We start from the raw sequence: 17,216 nt of genomic DNA on the forward strand, positions 1-17,216 counted from the left end.
GTTTTAAAAACTTCGTAAGTCTTTCCCCAACTAATCACGTATTCCTAAATTACGCTTTTAACACGAAACCTTCGCGGTAATCGCGTTTTATATATTGGTTAACAGCATCAAAGTTGGTAACTTTCATAGCCTGGTTATCCCAAACCAATTTTACTCTGCCGCCATTTAGCTCATGACCGCGAACCGCAAGGTTAGCCATCAATAGCGCCTCAGTAAGCGGACCAGCCTTATCAAACGATGAGCTTAACTCTGTTTTACCATAACCTGCTATACATCCTTCAACCCACTGTGCGTAGTGGCCGTTAGCGCCGCCCGGTACACGTGCCCATTTCTGCGGAGCTTTAGCGCTTTTGGTAAGCGATTTCGGCAATAATGTTGCTGCATCAGAATAGGTGCTTGCATACATTTTACCTTTTGTACCGATAAACAATGTACCGTTACCTTCTTCACCGCCAAAATCTTCGCTCGCTAATAATTCAGCAGGCCTTTCTGGTTGGATACCACCGTCCATCCAGTGCAGTGTAACATCACCTTTGGTTTTATCGGTTTTAGGGAATGTTAACGTGATGTGGCTTGATGGAGGGCAGCTTTCAGGGAAGTGGCCTTCTTTAAACTCATCTACATAAACACTGCCAACACTGGCCTGTACATCCTTAGCATACTGAATACCCAACACGCGGAAAGGAGCTTCAACCAGGTGACAGCCCATATCGCCAAGGGCGCCGGTACCGTAATCCCACCAGCCGCGCCAGTTAAATGGTACCAGTTTATCAACATAATCTTTTTTAGGTGCTGTACCCAGCCACAGGTCCCAATCCAACTCTTTAGGGATATTTGGTTGGGGCGGTGGCCATGCAATGCCTTGCGGCCAAACGGGGCGGTTTGTCCAGCAGTAAACTGTGTGCACATCGCCAATCAGGTCGGCATCATACCATTCCGACATTAGGCGTGTACCATCATTTGATGCACCCTGGTTACCCATTTGTGTAACCACTTTATACTTTTTGGCAGCCTCTGTTAGTAAACGGGCTTCCCAAATATCGTGCGTTAGCGGCTTTTGAACATAAACGTGTTTGTTCAGCTGCATAGCATTGTAGGTAATAATAGCGTGGTTGTGATCGGGTGTTGAAACCGATACCGCGTCAAAATGCTTGTGTTCTTTGTCAAACATTTCGCGCCAGTCCTTATAATACTTTGCCTTAGGAAAATCGCTGCGTGATCTTGCTGCTCTGCGGTCGTCAACATCGCACAGGAAGGCGATCTCGGCCTTGCCGCTTTTGTAAAAATTAGCAATATCGCTTTGCCCTTTACCACCGGCACCTACGCCGGCAATCAATAACTTGTCGCTTGGAGCTATAAAACCTTTACCGCCCAAAACATGGCGCGGAACTATCATAAAACCAGCGGCCGCTATGGCGCTGCTTTTAATAAATTGCCGTCTCGACGGGTTTGGGGTTTTGTCCTTTTCTTCAGTCATAGGTGTTTTTATTAGGTTGTTTTTATGTGATGTTGGTTAAATTTCACCTTTTTTAAGGATCTCAACAGCATGGTTGGCTGCACGTGCGGTTAATGCCATATACGTGAGCGACGGGTTTTGGCATGCAGCCGAAGTCATACATGAGCCATCGGTAACAAATACGTTCTTAGCATCCCAAACCTGGTTCCACTCGTTCAATACTGAAGTTTTTGGATCACGGCCCATACGTGCGGTACCCATTTCGTGAATACCACGGCCAAGGAACGGATTAGTGCTTGAAGTTTGTACATCTTTAGCGCCAATAGCTTCCAGCATTTCTTTGCCGTCTTTTTCCATATCGATACGCATTTTCAGCTCATTCGCTTTCAATTCGGCATCAATGGCAACAACAGGCAAGCCCCATTTATCTTTTTTGGTTTTGTCGATGGTAACCTTGTTTTCGTGATAAGGCAATGTTTCGCCAAAAGCGCCCATACCTATATGCCATGAACCTGGCTCGGTCAATGCATCCTTAAACGCACCGCCAATGTTCAATTCGGCAATGTCACGGCTCCAGCCTTCGCGGCTTGCCGAGCCCTGGTAACCGAAACCACGGATGTAATCACGTTTTTCGCCGTTAAGGTTACGGTAGCGCGGGATATAAAAACCATTTGCACGGCGACCGAAATAATATTTATCCTCATAACCTTCGATCCTGCCATAAGCGCTAACATTAAGGTGGTGGTCCATCAGGTTGTGGCCAAGCTCGCCGCTGCTGCTGCCTAAGCCACCTTCCCAAACGTCGGTTGCTGAGTTCATCAGGATCCAGGCCGAGTTAATGGTTGATGCGTTTACGAATACGATCTTAGCGAAGTATTCATAAGTTTTATTGGTTTCAGCATCCAATACCTCAACGCCTTTGGCTTTTTTGGTATCCTTATCGTACAATATTTTGGTAACTATAGACCAAGGGCGAACGGTTAAATTACCGGTAGCCATAGCCGCAGGCAATGTAGCCGATTGTGTGCTGAAATAAGCACCGAACGGACAGCCCAACCAGCATTTGTTACGGTATTGACAGTTGGTACGGTTGTTATGCGGTACAGTGATATTAGCCGTACGACCGATGATCATGTGACGCGCTTCTTTATAAAATTCTTTCAAGCGTTTTGAAACGTCTTTTTCAACCACGTTCATTTCCATAGGCGGCATAAAATCGCCATCAGGAAGGATAGGTAAACCATCTTTATTACCGGAGATCCCGGCAAACTGCTCAGCGTAGCTATACCACGGAGCGATGTCTTTGTAGCGGATAGGCCAGTCGACAGCAATGCCATCCTTTAAGTTGGCTTCAAAATCAACATCAGCCCAGCGGTACGATTGGCGTCCCCACATCAGTGAGCGGCCTCCTACGTGGTAACCACGGAACCAGTCAAAACGTTTAATTTCTGTATAAGGACTATCTTTATCACTTGCCCAATAGTCAAGGTTGGTTTCATTTAACGGATAGTCGCGTTTAAGAACCGGGTAATCATCAATCATTTTCTGGGTACGGCCGCCTCTGTGCGGAAATTCCCATGGATCTTTGGTTGCGTTTACGTAATCTTTAATGTGCTCAATATTACGGCCACGCTCAAGCATGATGGTTTTCAAACCCTTTTGTGTTAGTTCCTTGGCAGCCCACCCGCCTGAAATTCCTGAGCCAATGACTATTGCGTCATAAGTGTTTGCAGACATACGAATAATATGATTAGTTAAATTTGTTTAGTACTTGGTTGTGTCGTTAAATGTATGAATAAAATTCATTTTCCAAATATTACATTGTGTTTTTTTTACACGAAGCCTTTAGTTGTAGTAGCACTGGTAGTAAGTTTTAGTAGCAGTAGCACTGGCAGTTGCAGTTAGTTTCCCCTACATATTTGCTGTTTTCTACAACTTTTACTTTTAAATAGCTGCTACTTTTAACTGCAACTGCTACTATTTAAATAACCGCCACTCAAAACTACACTATATATTCCCCTTCTTCATCTCGCTCATGGCATAATCGGCGGCCCTTGCCGTAAAGGCCATATAAGTTAGTGACGGATTTTGGCACGAGGTTGATGTCATGCTGGCGCCGTCGGTAACAAATACGTTTTTAACGCTATGCACCTGGTTCCATTTGTTTAATATCGATGTTTTAGGATCATTCCCCATACGGGCACCGCCCATTTCATGAATATCAAGCCCCGGTGCTCGTTTATCGGTACTTGCTTTAATGTTAGTAAAGCCCGCGCTGGTGAACATCTCAGTTAACTGCTCCACATAATCCTTCTTCATCTTCTCGTCGTTATCGTCGTAATCAATGTTCATCTTTAATAACGGCACACCCCAGGCATCTTTTTGCTTGTCATCAAGACTTACAAAATTGCTTTCCTTCGGGATGGTTTCGCCCATCATGTGCGAGCCTACACGCCACGGGCCAAGCTCTTTGTTAGCCAGGTTATCTTTCAGACTGCTACCTACGCCGTCCCAACTACGCTGCGGGGATCTGTAAGCGCCAAAGCCTGAAGCATAACCGCGTAAAAAGTCGGTTTCTTGTTTGTACACATTCCTGAACCTTGGGATATACCCCCCGCCGGCAGGGTTACGGCCATCTGTAGTCCATTCCTTTGCACCATCATACTCGGCTCCAATATGGGCCGAATAATTATGGAAAGCTACATATTTACCCAGCACACCGCTATCATTGCCCAAACCATTAGGGAAGCGGTGTGATTTAGAATTAAGCAATATCAGGTTGGTATTTAACGCCGCTGCATTGACAAATATTACTTTGGCGTAGTAGTCGATAGCTTCTTTGGTATTGGTATCAATAACCCGCACACCGGTAGCTTTACCCAGCTTATCATCATATATAATAGATTCCACTACCGAAAATGGCCTTAATGTGGCGTGACCAGATTTTAAAGCCCAGGGGATAGTGGTAGCGTTAGCGCTGAAATAGCCACCAAAGGGGCAGCCACGCTCACAGATCGTTCTCCTTTGGCATTGTACCCTGCCCTGATCAAGGTGGATTTGATTAGGGGTTGACAGGTGGGCGCAACGAGCGCTGATCACATGTCGGTTTTTATACTTACTTTTTACGTGATCTCTGAAATATTCTTCAACAGCATTTAATGGGAATGCGGGTAGGAACTCACCATCCGGCAATTCGGCAATGCCATCACGGTTACCCGAAATGCCGGCGAATTTCTCTACATAACTATACCATGGTGCAATATCTTTGTAACGGATAGGCCAGTCTACCGCGAAACCATCGCGGGCGGGGCCTTCAAAATCAAAATCGCTCCAACGCTGGGTTTGGCGCGCCCAAAGCAGGGATTTACCGCCAACCTGGTATCCGCGGATCCAGTCGAAGGGTTTATCCTGAATGTATGGGTGCTCTGCATCTTTAACAAAAAAATGCGCGGCGCTTTCTCCAAAAGCATAACAGCGGTTTACAATAGGATTGGCTTCCTGTACAGCCATCGGCAATTCGCCCCGGTGTTCAAACTCCCAGGGGTACATATTGGTAGTCGGGTAATCCTTAATGTGCTTCACATCGCGGCCACGCTCCAGTATCAATGTTTTTAACCCTTTATCTGCAAACTCTTTAGCAGCCCATCCCCCGCTCATGCCCGAACCAATTACTATCGCGTCGAAAGTGCGTTCTTTAACGCTGTCGATATTTAAATTAGCCATTACTTATACTGCTTGCTTTTGTTTGTAAGGGAAATGCGCATTGTACCTGCCCGGCACAAGCTCATATACCACCTCTTTAGTCATAAAATATTTTGAATTGGTATAACCGTTTATGGTTTGCCTTTTTACTATGCTGTAAAACTTCTTAAGCTCGGGCGAATACTTGCCTGCAGGAGGAGTGGCAGGTGCAGCATCTTTTTTATCACTGTTTTTTCTGGCCGCCTCTTCTTCCGCTTTACCTTCTTTTTCTATATCCAGCAAAAATACTTCGCGGGTTTTAGTATCAAGCTGGTCAAACGTTTTACTATATAATTTTTGAGATTGATCTGCGAAATGGCCCATGCCAGTTACAAATGCCTGCTGATCTTCCTTTTTATAGCAGTCATCCACCATCTTCAACACAAATAAATGCAGCTGCAGGTCTTTGGCACCCGGCGTTGTTGTTTTAGGTATAATAGTTTCTGCTACATTGCCTATCAACTGTTCCTGATCGGCAGTGATATCAATATTTTTGAGTGCAACCTTCGACTTTGCTTTATCCTGCGAACAGGCCGGGAGCAATGCAGCCCCTCCTATTATTAAAGCCAGGTTTTTAATGACGGTACGCCGGTCCATTGTTTAAACTAAATTGTTTTAGCTAAGCCCATTTATCTGCCACAAAACTTTCAACTTACTGAACAGGTAACGAGAAAGGCTTAATATGATTTATAATGTGTTCCCAAACTTAATAATTACAATTCAAAATAAAAGGCTGTAAAAATTAAATCTTCACGGGTGTAAGTTAGTCTTATACTATTAATAGCCCCATTTTTTCATGATTTGTAAATCAATTTTTACACAATCGATTGGGTCTTTGCCCTGGTATGCTTCCTGCTCAATAATGAACAACGAGGTGCCGCCTTTTTTTGCCCCAGCCTTTACAATATCCCTAACAGGCAGGATCCCCGCGCCTAAAATAGTACTCTCAGTATCATCGCCACCATGAGGCGGTACTTTAATTTCGTCCTTTACGTGCATGGACTGGAAACGGCCGGGATATTTATTGATAAACTCCAACGCCCTGCCACCAGTAGTGTACATGTTGCCGATATCTATTTGCTGGGCCACCAAAGCCGGATCGGTATTTTGGATGATATAATCATAAAGGGTAATATCCCCTACTTTGGTACTGATCTCAAAGTTGTGGTTATGGTAGCCAAACATCATGGATGATTGCTTGCAAAGCTCACCGCATTTGTTAAACTGCTCCATAGTGCGTTTCAGGGCATCGGTATCTGTACGTACCTTTTCATCAAGCCAGGGGCTTATCACAAACTTTTGCCCCATAGTGGCCGCGTCTTCAACAGTATACTTCCAGGCATCGGTAAAATCATTTTTGGCTGCATCCCAGTGCTGAGGTGTCATTACGGTATGGCCGCTTGGCATTTTAAGGTCAAGATCGGCCAGGATCTTTTTAAATTCTTTGGCGGTATAGCCGTAAAATTTTCTGTCGATGTAATTTGCATGCTCCACATGTGCATAACCTGCATCAGCTATCTTTTTAAGCGTTCCCTGCGGATCGGCCTTCATGGCATCGCGTACACTATAAAGCTGCACCCCTACCCGTTTAAGCTTACTATCCGTAGCGGCAAATAAACTATCAGGAAGTAGTGCCGCCCCGGCTACTGCCATTGCGCCGGTTTTTAAAAATGATCTGCGTGATGTATACATGGTTATATGTTTAAGGTTATTTTGCAATAGGAAATACAGGAAACAATAAATCAGAATTACTTACAAATGCCAGGTGCTTGCTATCCGGCGCCCATGACGGGGTATTGATAGTACCCTGACCGCCGTATAAATAAGCTACCACTTTTGAAGGGCCTCCGCCTACCGGCATCAGCCTTAAATAGACATGCTTATAAAAAGGATGGTCGCCGGGGGATACTTCGTTTTTCAGGAAGGTAATATAAACTATCCATTTACCATCCGGCGAAATATGCGGGAACCAGTTGTTATAATCATCATTAGTAAGCTGGGTTTGTTCACTACCATCGGCTTTCATGCGCCAAACCTGCATCAGGCCGCTGCGCACCGAATTAAAGTAGATGTATTTTCCATCGGGCGAATATTCGGGGCCATCATCCAAACCGGGCGTGTTGGTAAGGCGCTCTTCGGGACCACCAGCGGCGGGGATGCGGTAAACGTCAAATTCCTTATTGCGCTCACCGCAAAAAACGATGTACTTTTTATCAGGCGACCAGCCATGCATATAACTTGCGCCGTGCCCGGTTTGGGTTACCCGTGTAGCCTCGCCACCGGCCGAAGAAACTGTGTATCCTATTGATGGGCCACCATCGCCGCTGCTGATAGCCAGCATTTTGCCATCGAAGGAAAGCACATGGTCGTTATTATTATTTTTAGCGATGCCGGTATTGAGTACCGTTGGTGTATGCGATTTAAGATCGAATTTATACAATGAGCCTTCGCTGTTATAAATGAGTGATTTGCCATCAAGCGTCCAGTTTGGTGCCTGAAGTGATTTTGGTGATTGATAAACCACCGTGGCATTCTGACTTTCAAGGTCAAGCAACTCAATGGCGCTGCCTAAATATTGTTTATAAGGAATCAATGAGGCCGGTGCGGGTGTAACTATACGTACGTTATTGAATACAGCTTTCTCGGTAACATCCGCATTGTGCGAGCAGATGAAAATGCCTACATAAACGTCGTCGCCCAGGTCAAGACCGGTTACTTCCTCGCTCACAAAGAGATCGCCTTTGCGGGCTACCGACATGGTATAGGTATTACCTTTGCGTTCCAACTGGATCACATCGGCCGCAGTGATGGATGCCTTCTTTTCTTCGGTAATGCCGCTTACCGTTTTACGGTATTGCAACGAGGTTAAGCCATCTCCATGCACAACGGCATTGATATGTTTTGAATTTGAATCAAGCGTGGTGCGAACCATTAGTCCAACCTTGCGATGCGCTTCAAAACCTTTGCCTATAAATGCGGCGTTGGTGCGAAGAATGAAATCGCCTTTCATTTTCTTCCACACAAAGTGAAAATCATCATGCGTAGCCCAGATATTCTGGCCCGAACCAATAAGCGTATATTGCTGTAATTTAGCGTCATATACACCGCTGCCCTGATGCTTGACCGTACCAACATCGGTTTGGCCTTCAAATATTCCTACGTCCTGAGCACTAACCCGGGCAGAAAACAAGGCAATGCAAGCTATGCATAACACAACATTTAATATTTTACAGCGCATTGGTTTGGTGTTTAGTGTACACTATAATCGGTTCACTAAGGTATATAATCAATTCGCTATTAAGATAGTACTATTTTAACAATTCTCCACATTTTTGATATATAGCCAGATTTTTACAAAGTGTAATTTTAACACGGAGAGGAGGTTAAAACAGGACGCTGTTGTTATTGGTATTGTCACATTGCCGTTGTTGGTGTTGTCACCAACAACCACCAGATAGGTTAACGCGTCGGATGACATAGAGCGGAGATCACCAGTTGAATTGCACAGCGCATAGTTGTTGGTGACAACACCAACAACGGCAAAAGTTTTTCAATTCCCTCCCCTGGGAGGGGTGTGGTAGGAAATGTGTAATGGCAGGGAGGGGTTCATCTGCTATTTCCGGTATAGGCAAAGCGATGAAACCCCTCCCTACACCCTCCCAGGGGAGGGAATCGCACAATCCAACGCCTTTTCTTCTTTCCACAAGATGACGATGACAATACTAACAGCAGCCAAAGTGGCGGCAAACCAAACAAAAAGGCCACAGCACTTATCTTGCTATGGCCTTTTAATGTATTTAATAACAGCTTATTCCGCCGCTACCAATATTTCAGCAACTGGTATAGCCGCTGGCGATACTACCGGTCCCGGCGTACAATATTCCTTCAAAAAATCAGCTTTTGAATCGCGGTATGAGCTTACAGCTCCCAGCATACTCATCATTTTAATATAACACCAGGCCAAATCAAACTGATATGGCTTAAAGCCAGAGCGGGCGCTTTTAGGATATAAATGGTGGTTGTTATGCCACTCACCTGCTACATAACCCGGCCACAACTGATTGATTGACATATCCTCGCGGTTATGGTCGATACCTTCACGGCGCATATCTTTTCCTTTTCCATGACCTTCGTAGTTAAATGTACGTACACCAACTGCCCAAATGCCGGCAGAGCCAAATACAGCACAAGCTAATGCCGGTCCGCCTAAAAGGTAGAAAGCTGTAAACCAAAAGCCCCAGTTCAGTATAATACCAATTATGGTTCGGGTTGGATTAGCCAGGGTGCCCCATTTTTGATACTGCTTGTAAGTATTTGTATTTACCCCCGTGTGTTTCATCAGGTTAACACATTTTTTGTAAGTGACTTCGTCCATGTTTCGTGCTATGGGCTGATGATTAACATCTGCTAAAAAGCAATACATAAAACCACCTTGTGCATTGTAAGGATCGCCCGGCTGATCAGATAAAGCGTGGTGCACATGGTGCGATACTGCGTAGATTTCTTCAGGGATGATCTTCAATGTAAGGTTCTGGGTAAAAAAACGCCAGAATTTATTTTTAAAGGTGTAAGCTCCGTGAGTGCAATACCGGTGGTGCCAGATTGTACCATGGGTGCCCATAATAATCATACTGTATACGAAGGCAACAATAAGCCCGGTGATACTGAAATATTTAAAGATGAACAGCCCCAGGAACGGCACTAAAGCCAGCACCAGCGACCAGCTTAAAAACGAAAGCCAGTTTTTTTTATCCCTGAATACATTTAGCCGTTTAAAAAATTCTTTTACAATTTGTGTGTTAGTAGGTTTTGAGAGGTTGCCAAGCCCATCTGTCCAACCATATGCAGGTGGTTCGAGCACAGTGTTTAAAAATGCCATTAAGTGTTTGGGAGATTAGTTTAAAATTGTCGGAGAATTGTTATAAATTGTCACAATATAGTAAAAAGTACCTACTGCTTATACGTAACAACGGGATAAATAGATTTAAATTACCCAACAAATGATTAAAACTTTTTCAAAATAATTAAATTTCTTTATAAGAAATTATAAAAGTTAATATCAGCTACATATTACTTAATAAGCATTAATCGTATAGCAGACCATTAATTTAAAATAGGAATAATTTTTGAGGAAAGTTTAATCCGTTACCAAGGGAAGACTAAAACTGAAGGTACTGCCCCTGTTCAATTCTGAATTTACCCAAAGCCTGCCGCCGTTAAACTCAATAAGCTCCTTGCATAAAAACAAACCAATGCCGGTGCCTTTCTCGCCGGAAGTACCTGTTGCTGTATATTTCGTATTAAGGCTAAATAACTTGCCAAGTTTTTCTGCAGGAATACCGTTGCCGGTATCGTTAACACTGATCACCACCATACCTTCATCAACGGTGCTTAGCAAACTAATAATACCGTAATTGCCCGTAAACTTAATAGCATTACTAACCAGGTTACTTAAAACTACTTTTACATGCCTTTCATCGGCCTGTACACACATCCCGGGTAAAGCCATGTTTTCAAACCTGATATTTTTTTGCTGAAAAAGGTAACTAAAAATCCTCCCGATTTCATTGCCAATTAAATAAATATCGACTGCTGATGCTTCAAGATTAACGCCTTTGATTTGGCTGCCCGCCCATTCAAGCAGGTTTGAAAGGGTTAATTCGGCACCCTGTACTACCGGCTCTATTTCCTTCATCAGGTCCTGAACTTCATCATCGCTTAAAACACGGGTGTTGTATAAACGTAATATAGAATTCAGATTAGCAAGCGGTGTACGCAGGTCATGCCCTATTACAGCCAGTAACTTATCTTTAAGATTATTAATATTTGCCAGGTTTGCCGATTGGTCTTCTATCAGTTCTTTTTGAATTAATAAGGCTTTATGCTGCTTGCGCATCCGGTTATTTAAAACCCGCTTTTGTTTATAAAGGTAATAGGTAACCGACAAAGCCAATATTACAACCAGCAATGAAATAAGCAGTGTAATGATTATAACCTTTTGCAAATGAATTTTTTCGCGGTATTGCCCTGCCTTTTCCTCAACCGCGGCAATAGCATTAAGACGGCTGTTGAGCTCAAAATAACTCTGTATGAGCTCGGTACTTTTACGCTTATTGGCAGCGCTAACGCTATCGAGCGCCTGGGTGTACTTTTTCTGATAGACTAACGACTGTACCATATCATGCTTTTGCTCAAAGCTGTAGGCCATGGTTTTATAAGCCGACGAAATGCCATCCATAACACCGATGCTATCGGATAAATCCGCGCCTTTTTTTGCAAGGTCAACGGCTTTGTCAAACTGGTTTAACGAATTGTAAATAACAGCACGTTCAATAAATGAGATAGCCCTTAAACGCTTATTATTAACAATATAACTCATTTGCAGGGCAGTGTCTGAATAAGCGACCGCCTGTTGATACTGCCCTTTTAACCGATAAGCATTAGCCAGCCGGCTATATAATATACATATCGCGGGCTGGTCATTTACCGTACGGCTAAGCTGCATGGCAAGTTTGGCAAGAGCAATGCCTTTATCATATTGTTTAAGCCTGGCGTAAACAAATGAACGCTCGTTATAAACTTCGGCAAGCATTTTAGGATCATGACCGGCAAACCGGGCCGCGATGTCTAAATTTTTTATAGCCTTGCTATAGTTTTGCAAATCTGTATAAGCCCTGCCGATAGAACTATAACAGTGGGCCAGTAACAGCGGCTTGTTTTTGGGCAGATAATTTAAAGCCGAATTAAAATAAAACAAACTGATAGGATAGTATGACTGCGACCAGTACACATGCCCTAAATTTAAAAAAGCGGCGCCCGTACCTTCATTATATTTTATTTTTTCCGAAAGCAGCAAGGCATGTTCAGCACTTACCCTTGCCTCGTAGGGAGCACTAACATAGGTTTCCTCAACCAATTTGTTAAGGCTGTCGATGGTTTTGATTAGTGACGGCGATTTTTCCGGCTCAATTCCGCTTGTTTTTTGCGCATAAACAGTACTATGCATTAATAACAGCAATAATAAACCAAGGGGCCTTGTCATTCGCTAACAGTTTCAGACTGCAATCTAACAATAAACTTAATATAGGCAATAGCTATCCGGCAACAATGCACCGCTCGCCCTGCAGCAGTTCAATACAATTCTCGTAGTTATCGGGCATTTGAATTTGTTCAACCTCTTTCATATAACTCTGCTTAATCTCTTTACGGCGGCGGGCTTCAATAAAACGCCTTACCTGTTCCCGGTTTTCCAAAACCAGGCCGGGCACTTTGGCCGGCTTGTTAAAATCATCTTTAGCTACCATAGTAAAATAGCTGGTGTTGGTATGTTTTACCGAATGGTTTTTGATATTTTCAGATATCACCCGGATCCCTACCACCAGCGAAGTATTGCCTACATAGTTTACCGATGCCATGAGCGATACCAGTTCCCCTACTTCCACGGGCTGCAAAAAATCCACAGTGTCGATAGATGCTGTTACACAATAATTACCGGCGTGTTTGGCGGCACATACATAGGCTACTTTGTCCATGAGCGAAAGCAAGATCCCTCCATGGATCTTTCCGCCAAAATTGGAATACGAAGGGATCATCAGTTCGGTAATGGTGGCCTGCGAAAATGCCACGCTTTTATAGCCGTCTATATCGGGTAAGGGGTTCATAATATATGGTAATATAGTATAAGGTTAAGCACTAAAATACAATATATGCAACATTAGTATTACATAGGGTTAAATAGTTAAACCTTCGTTAAACTTTAATGGTCAATAACCTAAATTGACCCTAAACTATGAAAAAACACTTACTGCTCGCGTTTATCGGTATTCTTTTTTTATCAACTGCCTATGCCCAGCAAGCCCGCGAAGTGCGTGGTACGGTAGTTGACAGCGTGGGCGCCGTACCCGGAATTACGGTAAAACTGATATCCGACAAAGACAGCGTAGTGGTAGCAACCAGCACTGCCGGGGCATTTTATTTCCCCGCCGTTGCCTCCAAAAACTTTAAACTCACCATCAGCGGTATCGGTTACCAGCCCTTTACCCGCCGTTACGTAATGGATAACGATACCAAACCCATTAACCTCGACCCCATCAAAGTAAAGGTACAAACCAATATGCTAAATACGGTAGTTGTTTCGGCAGTGATCCCTATCACGATTAAGGAGGATACCGTAGAATATAAGGCCAGCGCCTATAAGGTACGGGAAGGATCGCCGGTGGAAGACTTACTTAAAAAACTGCCCGGCGTAAGTGTTGATAAAGACGGCAATGTAACCGCGCATGGCAAACAGGTTACCAAGGTGCGGGTTAATGGTAAGGATTATTTTACCGGCGATGTACAAACCGCCACCCAGAACCTGCCTGCCGATATTGTGGAAAACATACAGGTGATTGACGATTACGGCGACCAGGCCAACCTTACCGGCATCAAAACCGGCGACCCGGACAAGATCCTGAACATCACCATACAAAAGGGAAAAAGTAAAGGTAATTTTGGCCAGGGCAGCGTTGGCGTTGGTAATGACGACCGGTATCAGGCCCGTCTTTCGGCCAATTCATTTTATGATGCAAGGCAACTGGCAGTTATAGGCACCTGGAATAACAATAACACCAATAGCTTCAACCTTGGCAGCAGCGGTGGCGGCGGCGGTCGGGCCGGACGAGGAGGTGGCGGAGGCGGCAGCAGCGCGGGCGGGGTGAGTACCGCCAATGGTATTACTACCAACCGCTCCATAGGTACCAATTACCGCGATGACTGGAGCAAAAAAGTTACCGTGTATGGCAGCTATAGTTTTGCCGATAAAGACAGGGATATTAACAGCACAACCTTGCAGCAAAACCTTTATCAATCGGGTAATATCATCAATATGGACAACAGTACTAACCATAACCATGGTATCAACCACCGTTTTGATTTCAATATCGAGTACAAAATTGATACGTCTAACTATATCAAAATAAACCCGGGCTTTTCATACGCCACTGCCGAAAACATGAGTACCGATACCTTCAGCAATACCCGTAACCAAAGTTTAGTTACCGGCAATGAGCTGGCTCTCACCAATAATTCATCACAAACAGGCAGTCTTAATGTACTTTATAACCACAAGTTCCATAAAAAGGGACGGAATTTCAGCGTCAATGCCAATGTAAGCTATTCTAAAAACGATCAGGAACTGAATGATAAATATACTACCCGGCAGGATACCGTGGTAACGCCATTGTTTCAGCAGATCAACTCTGATAATCAATCGCAAAGGGTAAGCCTGCATTTTTCATACATCGAACCTGTTGGCAAAACAACTTACCTCGAAAGCAATTACAGTTATAATTATTCAAATACCGATAATAACCGCTACAACTACCGGGTTGATCCTGTAACAGGCAATCAAACCTACGTTGATTCATTGAGTACGTTGTATAACTACCAGTTCATCACCAACCGCATCGGGTTAAACCTTCGCGGGATACAACCTAAATATAATTATACGCTGGGCCTGGCTGTTCAGCCTTCAAAACTTGACGGGGAATCGCACAATTTTCATACCTCCACATCTACCTTTAATATCATCCCTACGGCAAGATTTATCTATAACTTTTCAAAAAACCATTCATTCTCGTTCAACTATAGCGGCTCAAATGCCCAGCCATCATTTAGCCAGCTGCAACTTCAGCCCGATTATTCAAACCCCCAAAACAGGGTTTATGGCAACCCTGACCTGAAACCCGAATTCACCAACAGCTTTAATGTGCGTTATAACCAGTTTGATATTGCCAGCGGCAATTCACTGTTCGCCAGTTTATCATTTGCCGAAACCCAGGATAAAATAGTCACCAATTCGGCCCCTGTTACCGATAGCACCCAAAGCACAAAAGGCAACAATACCATACAGGCAACCCGCTATATTAACACCAACGGTTTTTATAATGTAAATGGCAACTATTCATTTTCAAAACCATTCGCCGAACGCAAGTACACCGTATCCTTAAACGGCGGCGCAAGCTACAACAACAACATTTCATATATTGAAAATCAGCGTAATGAGGGTAAAAACTGGGTACTTAACCAGGGCGTTAAGCTAAGGGTTGATCTTGACAGCATTATGGACAGCGAGATCAGCGCTAATTACAGCATTAATACTACCCGTTATAGCCTGCCGTCCTCATTAAATACCGATGCCCAAACCTGGACATTAGGGCTCGACGGCCGCAATTATTTTTTTTACAGTTGGGTGCTTGGTTACAGTTTAACTCAAACCATCAATCACGGTTTCAGCAGTACCGTAAAAGCGAACCCCACCCTGCTGAGCAGCTACCTGGAATACCAGTTTTTAAACAAGCATATAGCCTCGCTTAGGTTCCAGGCTTTTGATATTTTTGACCAGAACAAAGGTATAACCCGCACCGCCGTAGGTAACCAAATCATTGATACACGCACCAACCGGCTGGGCAGATACTTTATGCTGAGCTTTACGCTCCGGCTTCAAAAATTTACCGGCAGTCGTCCGCAAGGCGGGCGTAATGGCGGCGGCAAGGGCTTTGGTGGCTTTGGCGGCGGTCGGCGTGGAGGCAGGGGATAATTTGTATCCTGCTTTTTTTTGGAGATACGTGAGCCGCTGTTATATATTTACAACAATCTATATTCCTGCATTGAGAAAGCTTATTTTAACCTTTATATCGATACTATTTATCGGCAGCACATTTGCGCAAACCAAGGATGCTGCCGCTGCAAAAACTGCCCCGGAAACCGTTGTTGTAAAACATCGCCTCACCGATTCGGTAGTTGAACGGTTTAACGTGCTTAAAACGAACAGAGGCATAAGGCAGGGGCTATACCAGGCCCTTTATCAAAAAAACTATGCCCTGGCCAGCGGTTACTATGATAATGATAAACGGACCGGCGTTTGGCACTTTTTCGACAACCGCGGACACCTGGTACAAAATTTCGACTACAGGACCAACCAGATCACCTATGAAGCACCTGAAGACAGTACTTCAAACCTGCAGTATTTTGTTGATGTAAAACTTAATGATTCGGCCAAAACAACCAAACCACTTAAAGTAGGCGGCAGATTTTTTGGCTACCTCCCCTATCTGAACTTATTTAAGCTTCCGCCCGATTTAATGAACCTTAACCCTAATGTATCATTTGGAGCGGTAGAGCTATTGATTAGCCCATTGGGGAGGCTTGCATCATTTAAAGTGCATGTGTACAGCGGCTCGTTCAAGAAAACATTCAATATGAGCATTGACGTACCCGACCCTGCCGATAAAATCTTTGTACCGGCTACTGTAAACGGCGAAGCAGTTGGTTGCCGTGTGCTTATTAAGTGCGCATTCAGAAACGACGGGGGGCTGGAATTCTATTAAGCAGGCAAGCCCCCTCTAAATCTCCCCCGGACGGGAACACTTTAATAGCAACAAAATAAAAAGGTTCATTTAGCATTATGCTAAATGAACCTTTTTATTTAAAGCCCTCTCCCTTTAGGGGAGGGTTGGGTGGGGCTTAGTGAGCGTGATGACCATCCGGGCCGTGAGCGTGGCCGTGTGATAATTCTTCGGGAGTTGCAGGGCGTACGTTAAGGATATTACCTTTAAAGTGCAGTTCCTGACCAGCCATTGGGTGGTTAAGGTCAACAATAACAGCATCTTCGGCAATTGAAACTACCATAGCCTGGAAACGGTGGCCCTGGTTATCCTGTAAAGGCAAAATGCTGCCAATTTCAGGGATTTCAGTGCCCTGAAACATTTCTTTTGGCAGGTTGGCTACTGCTTCTTCATCATATACGCCGTAAGCATCTTCGGGAGATAAGCGAAACTCGTACGCATCACCTGTTGAAAGTGTGCTCAGGTTATCTTCAAATTTAGGCAGCATTTGTCCTGCACCAAATAAAAAGGTTAACGGTTGTTCCTGGGTGGTACTTTCTACCAAAGTTTCGGTACCTGTGTTTTCGCGGTCTACGTACAAATCGTAGGTTAATGATACTACGTGCTGAGGTGCAATCTTCATTGTAAATTGT

12 protein-coding genes are annotated in these 17,216 nt (G+C 44.2%); 2 read left to right on the forward strand and 10 right to left on the reverse strand.

The window, feature by feature from the left end; translation table 11 throughout:
* Positions 1-49: 49 nt before the first annotated feature.
* From BLS28_RS27725 to BLS28_RS27765, 9 genes are all read right to left on the reverse strand, one after another.
* Positions 50-1,477, reverse strand: coding sequence for a Gfo/Idh/MocA family protein (locus BLS28_RS27725; RefSeq protein ID WP_091175426.1), 1,428 nt, complete (start codon positions 1,475-1,477; stop codon positions 50-52).
* Between the two features lie 36 nt (positions 1,478-1,513).
* On the reverse strand, positions 1,514-3,193 hold the full coding sequence (locus tag BLS28_RS27730) for a GMC oxidoreductase (protein ID WP_090524591.1): 1,680 nt from the start codon (positions 3,191-3,193) through the stop codon (positions 1,514-1,516).
* A gap of 270 nt (positions 3,194-3,463) precedes the next feature.
* Positions 3,464-5,179: a GMC oxidoreductase gene (locus BLS28_RS27735; protein ID WP_091175428.1), complete on the reverse strand. Its 1,716-nt coding sequence runs from the start codon at positions 5,177-5,179 to the stop codon at positions 3,464-3,466.
* A 3-nt stretch (positions 5,180-5,182) separates the two neighbouring features.
* Entirely contained in the window at positions 5,183-5,794 is a 612-nt protein-coding gene (locus BLS28_RS27740; RefSeq protein WP_091175430.1) for a gluconate 2-dehydrogenase subunit 3 family protein, read from the reverse strand.
* A 180-nt stretch (positions 5,795-5,974) separates the two neighbouring features.
* Positions 5,975-6,889 carry a TIM barrel protein gene (locus BLS28_RS27745; RefSeq protein WP_091175478.1) on the reverse strand — a complete coding sequence of 305 codons (915 nt, stop codon included), beginning with the start codon at positions 6,887-6,889 and terminating at the stop codon, positions 5,975-5,977.
* 16 nt (positions 6,890-6,905) lie between these two features.
* A complete protein-coding gene (locus tag BLS28_RS27750; protein WP_091175432.1) occupies positions 6,906-8,435 on the reverse strand; it encodes a TolB family protein in 1,530 nt (509 codons plus the stop codon).
* A gap of 570 nt (positions 8,436-9,005) precedes the next feature.
* Entirely contained in the window at positions 9,006-10,076 is a 1,071-nt protein-coding gene (locus BLS28_RS27755) for a fatty acid desaturase (protein WP_091175435.1), read from the reverse strand.
* Positions 10,077-10,334: 258 nt separating this feature from the next.
* The gene (locus BLS28_RS27760; RefSeq protein WP_091175438.1) at positions 10,335-12,239 is read right to left on the reverse strand and encodes a tetratricopeptide repeat-containing sensor histidine kinase; all 1,905 of its coding nucleotides are present in this window, start codon (positions 12,237-12,239) and stop codon (positions 10,335-10,337) included.
* A gap of 52 nt (positions 12,240-12,291) precedes the next feature.
* The gene (locus BLS28_RS27765; RefSeq protein WP_090524579.1) at positions 12,292-12,858 is read right to left on the reverse strand and encodes an acyl-CoA thioesterase; all 567 of its coding nucleotides are present in this window, start codon (positions 12,856-12,858) and stop codon (positions 12,292-12,294) included.
* A gap of 128 nt (positions 12,859-12,986) precedes the next feature.
* On the opposite strand from BLS28_RS27765, the gene BLS28_RS27770 reads away from it, so the two are divergent.
* Positions 12,987-15,776, forward strand: a complete 2,790-nt coding sequence (locus BLS28_RS27770; RefSeq protein WP_091175441.1) for a TonB-dependent receptor — start codon at positions 12,987-12,989, stop codon at positions 15,774-15,776.
* A 70-nt stretch (positions 15,777-15,846) separates the two neighbouring features.
* Positions 15,847-16,566, forward strand: a complete 720-nt coding sequence (locus BLS28_RS27775) for a toxin-antitoxin system YwqK family antitoxin (protein ID WP_143020895.1) — start codon at positions 15,847-15,849, stop codon at positions 16,564-16,566.
* A gap of 136 nt (positions 16,567-16,702) precedes the next feature.
* Here the strand turns inward: BLS28_RS27775 and BLS28_RS27780 are convergent, their stop codons facing one another.
* Complete coding sequence (locus tag BLS28_RS27780) at positions 16,703-17,206, reverse strand: FKBP-type peptidyl-prolyl cis-trans isomerase (RefSeq protein WP_091175447.1); 504 nt, start codon at positions 17,204-17,206, stop codon at positions 16,703-16,705.
* Positions 17,207-17,216: the final 10 nt, after the last annotated feature.

It is taken from the genome of Mucilaginibacter gossypii, assembly GCF_900100945.1.
GTDB classification, from domain to species: Bacteria; Bacteroidota; Bacteroidia; order Sphingobacteriales; family Sphingobacteriaceae; genus Mucilaginibacter; species Mucilaginibacter gossypii.

What these genes read in the sequence shown, in the direction of transcription:
- BLS28_RS27725 (WP_091175426.1), bottom strand. Translation starts at nt 1,477, where the DNA reads ATGACTGAAGAAAAGGACAAAACCCCAAACCCGTCGAGACGGCAATTT.
- BLS28_RS27735 (WP_091175428.1), bottom strand. Translation starts at nt 5,179, where the DNA reads ATGGCTAATTTAAATATCGACAGCGTTAAAGAACGCACTTTCGACGCG.
- BLS28_RS27730 (WP_090524591.1), bottom strand. Translation starts at nt 3,193, where the DNA reads ATGTCTGCAAACACTTATGACGCAATAGTCATTGGCTCAGGAATTTCA.
- BLS28_RS27770 (WP_091175441.1), top strand. Translation starts at nt 12,987, where the DNA reads ATGAAAAAACACTTACTGCTCGCGTTTATCGGTATTCTTTTTTTATCA.
- BLS28_RS27780 (WP_091175447.1), bottom strand. Translation starts at nt 17,206, where the DNA reads ATGAAGATTGCACCTCAGCACGTAGTATCATTAACCTACGATTTGTAC.
- BLS28_RS27750 (WP_091175432.1), bottom strand. Translation starts at nt 8,435, where the DNA reads ATGCGCTGTAAAATATTAAATGTTGTGTTATGCATAGCTTGCATTGCC.
- BLS28_RS27760 (WP_091175438.1), bottom strand. Translation starts at nt 12,239, where the DNA reads ATGACAAGGCCCCTTGGTTTATTATTGCTGTTATTAATGCATAGTACT.
- BLS28_RS27765 (WP_090524579.1), bottom strand. Translation starts at nt 12,858, where the DNA reads ATGAACCCCTTACCCGATATAGACGGCTATAAAAGCGTGGCATTTTCG.
- BLS28_RS27755 (WP_091175435.1), bottom strand. Translation starts at nt 10,076, where the DNA reads ATGGCATTTTTAAACACTGTGCTCGAACCACCTGCATATGGTTGGACA.
- BLS28_RS27745 (WP_091175478.1), bottom strand. Translation starts at nt 6,889, where the DNA reads ATGTATACATCACGCAGATCATTTTTAAAAACCGGCGCAATGGCAGTA.
- BLS28_RS27740 (WP_091175430.1), bottom strand. Translation starts at nt 5,794, where the DNA reads ATGGACCGGCGTACCGTCATTAAAAACCTGGCTTTAATAATAGGAGGG.